7 protein-coding genes and 4 pseudogenes are annotated in these 10,366 nt (G+C 50.9%); 3 read left to right on the forward strand and 8 right to left on the reverse strand.

Annotated features, from left to right (window positions below):
* Positions 1-350, forward strand: a pseudogene (locus BFF42_RS04035) (IS1-like element IS1X2 family transposase); the annotation flags it as partial.
* A 98-nt stretch (positions 351-448) separates the two neighbouring features.
* Here the strand turns inward: BFF42_RS04035 and uxuR are convergent.
* The 3 genes from uxuR to uxuA form a co-directional block, all read right to left on the reverse strand.
* Positions 449-1,222, reverse strand: coding sequence for a Uxu operon transcriptional regulator (gene uxuR, locus BFF42_RS04040; RefSeq protein WP_000833686.1), 774 nt, complete (start codon positions 1,220-1,222; stop codon positions 449-451).
* Positions 1,223-1,436: 214 nt separating this feature from the next.
* Positions 1,437-2,897, reverse strand: a complete 1,461-nt coding sequence (locus BFF42_RS04045) for a fructuronate reductase (protein WP_000208186.1) — start codon at positions 2,895-2,897, stop codon at positions 1,437-1,439.
* Positions 2,898-2,977: 80 nt separating this feature from the next.
* On the reverse strand, positions 2,978-4,162 hold the full coding sequence (gene uxuA, locus BFF42_RS04050; RefSeq protein ID WP_039059777.1) for a mannonate dehydratase: 1,185 nt from the start codon (positions 4,160-4,162) through the stop codon (positions 2,978-2,980).
* 384 nt (positions 4,163-4,546) lie between these two features.
* Here uxuA and BFF42_RS04055 point away from each other — a divergent pair.
* Positions 4,547-4,706: pseudogene (locus BFF42_RS04055) on the forward strand (GntT/GntP/DsdX family permease); the annotation flags it as partial.
* Between the two features lie 241 nt (positions 4,707-4,947).
* Here the strand turns inward: BFF42_RS04055 and fimH are convergent.
* The 5 genes and pseudogenes from fimH to fimC all read right to left on the reverse strand — a co-directional run.
* Positions 4,948-5,850 carry a type 1 fimbria D-mannose specific adhesin FimH gene (gene fimH, locus BFF42_RS04060; RefSeq protein ID WP_000832244.1) on the reverse strand — a complete coding sequence of 301 codons (903 nt, stop codon included), beginning with the start codon at positions 5,848-5,850 and terminating at the stop codon, positions 4,948-4,950.
* Positions 5,851-5,869: 19 nt separating this feature from the next.
* Positions 5,870-6,313, reverse strand: coding sequence for a type 1 fimbrial minor subunit FimG (fimG, locus tag BFF42_RS04065; protein WP_077897989.1), 444 nt, complete (start codon positions 6,311-6,313; stop codon positions 5,870-5,872).
* A gap of 72 nt (positions 6,314-6,385) precedes the next feature.
* The gene (fimF, locus tag BFF42_RS04070) at positions 6,386-6,916 is read right to left on the reverse strand and encodes a type 1 fimbria minor subunit FimF (protein WP_001244837.1); all 531 of its coding nucleotides are present in this window, start codon (positions 6,914-6,916) and stop codon (positions 6,386-6,388) included.
* Positions 6,917-6,925: 9 nt separating this feature from the next.
* Positions 6,926-9,561 (reverse strand): annotated as a pseudogene (gene fimD, locus BFF42_RS04075) (fimbrial usher FimD).
* A 66-nt stretch (positions 9,562-9,627) separates the two neighbouring features.
* A pseudogene (fimC, locus tag BFF42_RS04080) lies at positions 9,628-10,143 on the reverse strand (type 1 fimbria chaperone FimC); the annotation flags it as partial.
* A gap of 58 nt (positions 10,144-10,201) precedes the next feature.
* Between fimC and BFF42_RS04085 the strand changes: the two are divergent.
* The coding region (locus tag BFF42_RS04085; RefSeq protein WP_047664789.1) for an IS1 family transposase at positions 10,202-10,366 on the forward strand (165 nt) is incomplete at its 3' end.

Raw genomic sequence — 10,366 nt, forward strand, 5'->3', positions numbered from 1 at the left:
CTAAATCACGTCAGCGCTGGCTGTTTTACGCGTATGACAGGATACGGAGGACGGTTGTGGCGCACGTCTTCGGTGAACGCACTCTGGCCACACTGGAGCGTCTTCTGAGCCTGCTGTCGGCCTTTGAGGTCGTGGTATGGATGACGGATGGCTGGCCGCTGTATGAATCACGCCTGAAGGGAAAGCTGCACGTTATCAGCAAGCGTTACACTCAGCGCATTGAGCGACATAATCTGAATCTGAGACAACATCTGGCAAGGCTGGGACGGAAGTCACTGTCGTTCTCAAAATCGGTGGAGCTGCATGACAAGGTCATCGGGCATTATCTGAACATAAAACACTATCAGTAAGTTGGAGTCATTACCGCAATTTACAAAGTAATACTCATTGCGACTTCTTAATTTAAGAAAGCGCAAGGAACGTTTACCCTTGCGCTTATCATAATCAGTCAGGCGTCGACTTTATCCAGCGGCCATGAATCAAACAGATAGCCGTCAAAATAAATATCGTCAACGTTCGAGAATTCCAGCAGACGTTGCTTAACGTTTTCCAGATGCTGCCACATTGCCAGCTTCGCCGCTCGGGCATCTTTTTTGATTAACGCGGCAAGGATCTGTTTGTGATCGCCCAACCACTCTTTGCGATACAGGCTGTCATCCAGATGGCTGTGCAACTGGATCCACATTGGATTGTTTTCCCGCCACTGCCAGGACTGACGGAATAACTCCACCAGCATGCTGTTATGCGTTGCTTCAGCAATGGCGAGATGGAACTGCATGTCACCGCTTTCGCTGCTACCCGGCGCGCTGGAAGCCAGTTCACGCTCTTCCAGTTGCAATGCCTGACGCATTTTGACGATATCTTCGCGGGTAGCCTGCAGGGCGGCAAATTCCGCGATGTTGCTCTCAAGAAGCTGTCGCGCCTGCAACAATTCAAAGGGGCCGGCATCATTGCAGACGTTGGCATCCGGACTGTCTGTGTTGTGGCTGCCTGAGCTATCAAGAACATAGATACCGGCACCCCGGCGCACTTCCACCAGCCCTTTGATCTCCAGCATGATCAGCGCTTCACGTACCACCGTCCGCGTGACATCAAGCATTTCTGCAATTTCACGCTCCGGCGGCAGCCGTTCGCCAGGATTGTACGGCGTCTTTATGATCAGATCGCGGATCATCGCCCCGACTTCCTGGTAAGGTCTTTGCGCAGAGGTGGCAGATTTCATGGTGTTGTGTCCGTTAGGTGCGGTTAATCAAATTTTTGCCGGATGCGGCGTGAACGCCTTATCCGGCCTACAACGGGCAATTTTACGGCCCCCGTTAATCTCAAACTATACCATTAGCACTGGAAGTTGGCACGTACAGGTGGGCAAAAAAACGAAAACTGGTCAACCAAATATCAGTTTGATTGACCAGTAAGTCTGTAGGGTAATCAGTTAGTTACAGCGCAGCCACACACTCGCGCGCACCGCGTTCGCACAGCTGCTGATATGCCGCCGTCACCGCGCCAACAAAGTCGGCATTCTGCGGCAGATCATCGGCAAAAATACCGCTCAGGCCCAGCAGCGCTTTCACGCGGTCTGCGCCCTGATACTGCGCGTTAATCTTCTGGAACTCGGCCAGCATCGGGTCGACCACGTCAATGGCATTACCCTGCTCATCCACGCCCTGGGTGTAACGCATCCAGCCAGCCACGCCCAGCGCCAGGTGACGCCAGCTGCCGCCGTTTTGCAGGTGCAGACGCACCGGGTCCAGCAGACGCTGCGGTAACTTCTGGCTGCCGTCCATCGCAATCTGCCAGGTACGGTGACGCAGAGACGGGTTGCTGAAACGCTCGATCAGCAGCGTCGCATAGGCCTTCAGGTCCGTACCCTCCGGCATAGACAGCGTTGGCGCTTGTTCCTGCATCATCAGGGCAAAGGCCGCTTTGCGATAATCCGGGTTAGTCATGGTGTCGGCAATAGTTTCATAGCCGCCGAGGTAACCGAGGTATGCCAGGAAAGAGTGGCTGCCGTTCAGCATACGCAGCTTCATCATTTCGAACGGCACAACGTCTGCAACGAACTGTGCGCCCACTTTATCCCAGTCCGGGCGACCATTAACGAAGTTATCTTCAATCACCCACTGACGGAACGGTTCGCAGGCAATGGCGCACGGGTCGTAAACACCCAGCTGATCAGCAATTTCCTGTAAGGTTTCTGGCGTCGCCGCCGGAACGATGCGGTCAACCATGGTGCACGGGAAGGTGACGTTCTCTTCAATCCATGCCGCCAGCTGCGGGTCACGTGCCTGAGCCAGCCCCAGTACCGCGACCTTCGCCACATGACCGTTTTCACGCACGTTATCGCAGGACATCACCGTAAATGCTTTCAGCCCTTTTTCACGACGCAGACGCAAGGCTTCGACGATGTAACCAATCGCGGACTTCGGCGCAGTCGGGTTTTCTAGATCGTGCTTGATCAGCGGGTTATTGAGATCCAGTTGACCGCTTGCCGCATCAGCGCAGTAGCCTTTTTCCGTGACCGTTAGAGAGACAATCGCCGTTTGCGGACGCGCCATCGCGTTGAGAATACCTTCGCAGCCGTCGATTTCCGGATGCAGCGCTTCTTTCATCGAACCGATAATTTTCAGCTCGGTGCTTTCTGCGCCTTTTTCCGCTACGGTGTACAGCAGTTGCTGTTTTTTCAGGTTTTCGATCAGCACGCGGTCGTTGCCTGGCATCAGGTTAACTTCGCAGATGCCCCAGTCGCTGTCGGTGCTTTCCAGCAGATGATGGGTATACAGCGCCTGATGTGCGCGGTGAAACGCCCCGCAACCGAGATGCACAATGCGTGATTCCAGACGAGAATGATCCCATGACGGGCGGGCAACCGGCAGATTGCTGTCAACAATAGTAGTCATCGTAAACTCCAGAATCCGTCTTCAGAGAGTGACGGCAAGGAAGAAGGAACCGGCACGGCGCGCAGCCATGCCGGTGGATATTAACGGCTAAAGAAAGCGCGCTGGATCGCCAGTTCGACACCGCGAACTTCGGCCAGGCCTTTCAGACGACCAATTGCGGAGTAACCTGGGTTGGTTTTCTTCTTCAGGTCGTCCAGCATCTGATGACCGTGGTCCGGACGCATCGGGATCAGGTCTTCTTTGCCTTCCGCTTTACGACGGTGTTCTTCTTCAACAATCGCTTTCACCACTTCGTACATATCAACGTCACTGTTCAGGTGCGCCGCTTCGTGGAAGGTTTTCGGGTTATCTTCACGCATGGTGGAGCGCAGATGGGTGAAGTAAATACGCGGACCGAACTGCTTGATCATATCAACCAGATCGTTGTCAGCACGCACGCCGTAGGAACCGGTGCACATGGTGAAACCGTTCGCCATGCTGTTTACGGTATCAACCATCCACTGCATATCTTCAATGGTGGAAACAATGCGCGGCAGGCCGAGGATCGGGCGCGGCGGATCGTCCGGGTGAACCGCCATACGCACGCCAACTTCTTCAGCAACTGGAATAATCGCTTTCAGGAAGACGGCAAAGTTTTCGCGCAGCTTCGCTTTATCGATATCTTTGTACAGCTCCAGGTGCTTACGGAACTGGTCGAGGGTATACCCTTCTTCCGCGCCCGGCAGACCGGCAATGATGTTACGCGTCAGACGCGCTTTGTCTTCATCGCTCATAGTGGCGAAGCGTTCAGCTGCCTGAGCAATTTCTTCTTCGGTGTAATCCGCTTCCGCGCCTGGACGTTTCAGGATATGCATTTCGAATGCAGCGAATTCGATCTGGTCGAAGCGCAGAGCTTTGGAGCCGTCTGGCAGCACGTATTCGAGGTCAGTACGGGTCCAGTCGAGCACCGGCATGAAGTTGTAGCACACGGTGCGAATGCCGCACTGCGCCAGGTTGCGCAGAGTCTGCTGATAGTTAGCGATCCACTGCTCATAGTTGCCAGTGTGGGTTTTGATATCTTCGTGAATTGGTACGCTTTCTACGACAGACCACACCAGGCCTGCGTCTTCAACGATCGCCTTGCGTTTGAGGATCTCTTCTACGGACCATACTTCGCCGTTCGGGATATGGTGCAGCGCGGTAACCACGCCAGTTGCGCCCGCCTGACGGACATCAGCTAAAGAAACCAGATCGTTTGGGCCGTACCAGCGCCAGGTCTGTTCCATGATTTTTCCTCTTTCACATAGTGGGTTCCACAGCAAAGAGACGCGGAACCCTGGAGTTGTTTAGGTATCCGGATGAACAACCAGACCGCAGCCGTGGCGTTGCATCGGATGAGATGGCGTATAAGTTCTAGCTTTTGGTAAGATATGTCAAGCCGAATTCTGAAATTGGTTAACCAAATTACAAGAATTTCACTCTCATGGTTGTTGCTGCAAATTGCAGCAAAAGGTAATCGATGGTTATTGATCAGAGGATGTGACATTCATCGCAACAATGGTTGACCAATTTACATAACATGTCGCCCAAAATAACAACGGTTCAACCAGGTAAGGTAAAACGTTATGCATGTGCTTAACATTCTCTGGGTAGTATTCGGCATTGGTCTGATGCTGGTACTGACAACGACCGCAGGTTCAGACACATTCACTGCATTAGCAATGCCTCTTAGATTATTTTGACCTGTCAGTAAAAGACACGTTGAAAACCTGGGGTCTGCTGGAGCTGGTCAACTCCGTGGTTGGGCTGATTATTAGCAAGGTAGCGTAAAAGAACACCAGAGCTGCCAATGGCAGGCTCTGACTGATGACAAAGTCTAAAAATGTGCCCGGACAGTCCCCTCGCCCCTCCGGGGAGAGGGTTAGGGTGAGGGGAACAGACCAGCAAAGTGCGCTTTGTTTATGCCAGATGCGACGCTGACGCGTCTTATCTGGCCTACAAAGGGCTAACGTGCAGGTTTTTAGCTTCAGGTAATATTGCGTAACTGCATTAGCAATGCCCTGTGATTTCTTTATTGATAAACAAAAGTCACGCCAATAATCGATTGCACATTCCCTGCAGTCACCTGCCCTCCGGTACGTGCGTAATTTGCCGTTAATCCCAGACTTACCGCCGAAGTTCCTACTGCTCCTAACGATACCGTGTTATTCGCTGGAATAATCGTACCGTTGCGCGTCAACTGTACGCCGACGCCCTGTGCTGGTGAAAACGACGCGATATTGGTGAAAATCGAGTTGCCCGCATCTGCGGTTGTGCCGGAGAGGTAATACCCCAGGTTTTGGCTTTTCGCACAATAAACGGTAAGAGGAATTGGCACTGAACCAGGGTAGTCCGGCAGAGTAACGGTGACATCACGAGCAGAAACATCGCAGCCGCCAGTAGGCACCACCACATCATTATTGGCGTAAATATTCCACACAAACTGGAAATCATCGCTGTTATAGTTGTTGGTCTGTCGCAAAATAAGCACGGCAATTAATGAGCCAGCTTTAATCGCCACCCCGCCCGCACTGCTCACAGGCGTCAAATAAAGCGCCACCGGCCACGGCTTATCCGTTCTCGAATTATAAACAACCCGCGGCGTTTCGCTGGTGGTCGGAAATGGATAGCTACTGCCACTATATTTTACGGTCCCGGAAAAATTAGATAACACGCCGCCATAAGCCGAGCCTCGTTGCAGTGTGACATAGTCTGTAATGGTTTCCGGATAATCGTTATGGCAAAAGATTTGCGTCGAAAGATCTACGACCAGGTTTTGCCCCACATTCACGACAGGCGCAAGGTTTACATAAACATTAGCGCTGCCACCGCCAATAGGGATAGCAGTACCATTGGCGGTTTTACAGGCGAATGACCAGGCATTTACCGACCAGCCCATCAGCAGTACAGCAAACAGGGTAATAACTCGTTTCATTACAATTATCTCTTCGGGTTCAGCTGTAGGTATAGGTGATGCTAATCACTGCCTGAATGGTTCCCTGAGTGGCTCCGCCATTTACCGTCAATGCTCTGACCTGTAACGGGAAGTGCGCTGATTGTGAGGAATCATCCACCTGAACTGTTTTGGTTGCGCCAGTATTCAATGTGTTGCCACTGTCATCCTGTAGCTCTAACTGGATGTTTTGCGCGGTCCCCTGGTTTTTATAATATCCGGTACTGTCGGCTGCCCCGCTGAAGCTGGCAGTGACCCTCGACGTTCCCACCGGACAATTAGTCAACTCAAGCGCAACATCATGCCAGGCCGATGCCGCCCCGGCAGACATCAGACTGAAAGAATAAAGATCGCCGAGATCAACCGTGGCATTGGTGGTGGAAACTGTGCACGGTTTGGCGACGACCTTACCGTTCACCGTGATGGTGACATCGGCTGCCTGTATTGTCGCACTTGCGAGCGCCAATATTGCCGCCAATAAATACCCACGTTTGCGCCATTTCATGAGCATCTCCAGTTACTGATATTCAAGAGTGAAGGTAGCCGTGGCATTGATATGCCCCGCAGTGACAGGCACCTGTGTCGCCATTAGCCGGGCGTAAAAATTCAACGTATTTGGTTTACCCGGCGTCAGGGTCGTCCACGAAATCGCGGACGATAGAGCATTAAGGGGTATCTGATTTTGCTGCTCATTCAGAAGCTGTATTCCCAGTCCCGAAGCCGCAGACACCGTATTTTCAAGTGCAAGCAGGTTGGCATTGTGGCTATCTGCAACGCCGGTAAACCCAACCTTTACGGCAGAAACGGCGTTACCACAGGGTGACAGCAAAATACGAAATGGAACGACAGGAGTCGTTGCACCAATGTTGTTAAATTGCTTCGCCGCGTTTTCCATCAGATCAACAGTAAAATTGGTTGATTCAGCGGCCACACTACAGCCGTTATCTCTGACATAGCCGCGGATAGTAATCGTGCTATCCGCAGCCAAAACGCGACTTACCGCCAGCCACAAAAAAGCGCACAGAAGATAAAAAGGTTTGTTTCTCATCACGCCCCCTTAACGACATTCAGCTGATAGCTGGGTTAATAACTGCTGCTGACTCTCTGGTGGCAGTTGATAATTGGCGATACAGTGAGCATTTTCCTCTTCTCCCCATTTCACCTGAACTTTTCCCGCTAAAGGCATTCCGCTGAGGTAAACCTGACCATTATCCGCAACAATGCCGCTACTCTGGCTACTCTCTGATGTCACCATCGCCCCAAACGGCAGCGGCTTATTATTGTGGGTTAGCGTCATGAGCAGTTTTATCCCAACGCGCGCTTTAAACTCTGCTCGCACGATCGCCCCACGAGTGGGAACAACGTTAGCGACCGCGTTATCTAAATCGACGTTATCAGCCAGGGTATTGGTATCCAGCGCCACTCTGTTTTCCCGATATTCGGTGGCATAAGGCAGCACGGCATAACCGCGCCAGTCGGTACGCACCCCCGTCTGGTTTTCGACTTTTGCATCTTTTGCGCCAGGCGCTTTAACAAGTACCACCGTATCGTTTAACGGCTGCCCCAGCGTTACGCCATTGGCATGAGCCAGTACCCCACCGCTGACTCCGTAATAGAGCTGCTTAATATCATCGCTATGGCTGTAACCGATATTGGCATTGCCGTAACCACCGCGATAATTCAGCGTGGCGTAGCCTGTACTTCCGCTATTACCATCGCCTCCCCCGGCATAGCCGGTTTGCACGCTATAGCTGAGGTTGTTGTCTTCCAGCAACGTACCGTATACACCAGCCAGATTGGTCATCCGACCGTTGAGATCGTGTGACATGCTGTAGCTGGCACTGGCATGTCGCCACTGAGATTTACTGTCAGAACGCAGCCAGTGGCTGAAAGGAATATTGACGTTAAGCGCTAACATCTGATCCCGTCCTTTTTGCCCGGCGTTTTTCGTCAGGCTATAGCTGAGCGTCCAGTTGATATCTTCGAACGCAGTATTTAATCCAGCCTAGAATTGCTCATCGACATTACTCGTTCCCCAATAAGTTTGATGGCTACCACTCAAATACAGTGTTGATGTGCGCCCGAGTTGCTGAGTAACGGTGAGCTGTAATTTCCCGCGTTTGTTATAAGCGAGGTTGTAATAGTCGGTGAATTTCGGCTTAACCTGAATAACTCCATCCTGTGTTTCGATGTTGTAGCCATTCATTCGACTGTATGTTGTATCAGCGAAATTAAAATATCCGCTGGTCGAATAACGGTAACCCACTAACTGAATATTCGTGCCTGACTCATTGAGCGATTTGTTATAGAGAAAACGCACCGATTGTCCGTCATGCTGACTGTCATCGGGAAGTGTGGAATTAGCCTGCGTCATATCCACAGACAGAGCGCCCAGTGCCCCCATGTTTTTCCCGATACCGAAATTAAAAGCACGATAACGATCCGCCAGTTGCGTTCCACCATATATTGTCCAGCCAGCCGGAAGGCCGTGGAGTAATGTACTTTGGAAAAAGCGGGGTTTTTCCTGCTGCGTATTTCCACTACGGTATTCTCCTGCCGTAATGGAATAACGAGTATGCCCTTCACGTTGCAAAAGCGGGACTGACGAATAGGGTACGGTAAAAATCTGCGTGCTGCCGTCAGCCTCTTTGATCGTTACCTGCAAGTCACCACTATTACCTGCGGCATAGATATCGTTGATGGTAAAAGGCCCCGGTGGCACCGTACTATTATAAATGTCATACCCATTTTGTTTAATAGTGACCTGTGCAGTACCACGAGCAATACCGTGGATCACCGGGGCAAATCCTCTTTGGCTATCGGGTAACATATTGTCATCTGAGGCCAATTGTGCGCCGCGAAAGTTAATACCATCGAAAATATCGCCCTGGGTATAACCATCACCCAGCGTCAGCCGGGAACGTAACGGTATTATGTCTCGCTCAAGCCAGGTATTGATATGCTGCCATTTATTTTTGCTACCTGATGATCTGTCGCTACTGTTATAACTCCAGCTGGTATTGTCGCGTAAACACCACGCACCAATATTTAACCCACTCTGTAGGTTTAAATATGCATAATGGCTGTTACCCCAAATCCGATTCTGTACACTATTTCCGCTGAAATTATAATTGAGCAATCCGGCATTAATACCGGGATCCCATAACTCAGGAGGAATATAACCACGCGCGCGATTACTCATAAATGCCTGAGGGATCGTCAGGTTCAGTCGCTGCTGACCAACATCCAGATGCGCAGTAGCGTCATGGATCATTGAGGTTAATGGCACGCAGGCATCATCTGCCAGCAGATTCATACCGGAGACAGAAGCCGCATTCAGCCCCATACTGGCAAGTTGCGCGCGTGTCAGGCAGGGAACAATCCCTTGTTCACTGTCGCCCGTATTAAATGTGACATCACGCGTTGCCATATAACCATTATTCAAATAGATATCGACGCGATACGTCCCTGGCGGTAATTCTTGCCCATTTTCAAAACGCGATAAATCGGCCACAGCCTGGGGATCATCCGCTAAAAAGCGCGGATTAAAATAGAGTTCGGCAGATGACAAAGGTGCCTGTGCGGCAAAAGCACAGGCGACAACGAGCCGGACAAAAAACCAGCCAAACGATGCTTACGAATATGCAAGCATTGTGTGTTTCGCTGGTAAAGTCTTAAATTCAGATATGACATTATTCCTCCGGTTTAAAATTACCCGGCAGTCAATTCTTTTTATTCAGGCGAGAAATTCCCCCTGCGTTATTCCATTACGCCCGTCATTTTGGGGGTAAGTGCGCCATAATCATTTATTGTTCGGTAAGTAATATTGCTTCCTGCATCAGAAGGCAATTTAACCGTGCTTTCGCCCATTGGAGGCACCAATGCATTTTCAAGAACCCGGGTTCCGGCATTCAACTCTGTTACCGTCAGATAATAGGGTGTCGGGTTAATCAGCGTCAGAGAATTCGCGCTACGACGAAATCTTAATTTTTCTGCGGCCTGATCGGGTGGCAACGCTAATTTAGCCGGGCGATAGTACAGTTTAATGCGGCTGATAATTGCGAGCTGTAGCGTATTCTCAGTCAATTTTGATTTATCCATTGACGGAATCGCTTTAACATTCATCCAGAATAAACTTTCCCGGTCCTGTGGCAATTGGTTATTTGTTGCATCAAGAATACGCAAGGTATTCTCTTTTTTTCCCTTCATCGCAAACAGAGGAGGCGTCACGATAAAACGACCATCCTTTACACCATCGGCATTTTCCATCCATGATGGGGTAATGCTGCCAACTTACTGATTTAGTGTATGATGGTGATTTTAAGGTGCTTGCGTGGCTTCCATTTCCATCAGATGTCCTTCCTGCTCCGCTACTGAAGGCGTGGTGCGTAACGGCAAAAGCACTGCCGGACATCAGCGCTATCTCTGCTCTCATTGCCGTAAAACATGGCAACTACAGTTCACTTACACCGCCTCTCAGCCCGGTACGCACCAGAAA

It is taken from the genome of Shigella sp. FC1661, from assembly GCF_001712525.1.
Taxonomy (GTDB): domain Bacteria; phylum Pseudomonadota; class Gammaproteobacteria; order Enterobacterales; family Enterobacteriaceae; genus Escherichia; species Escherichia coli.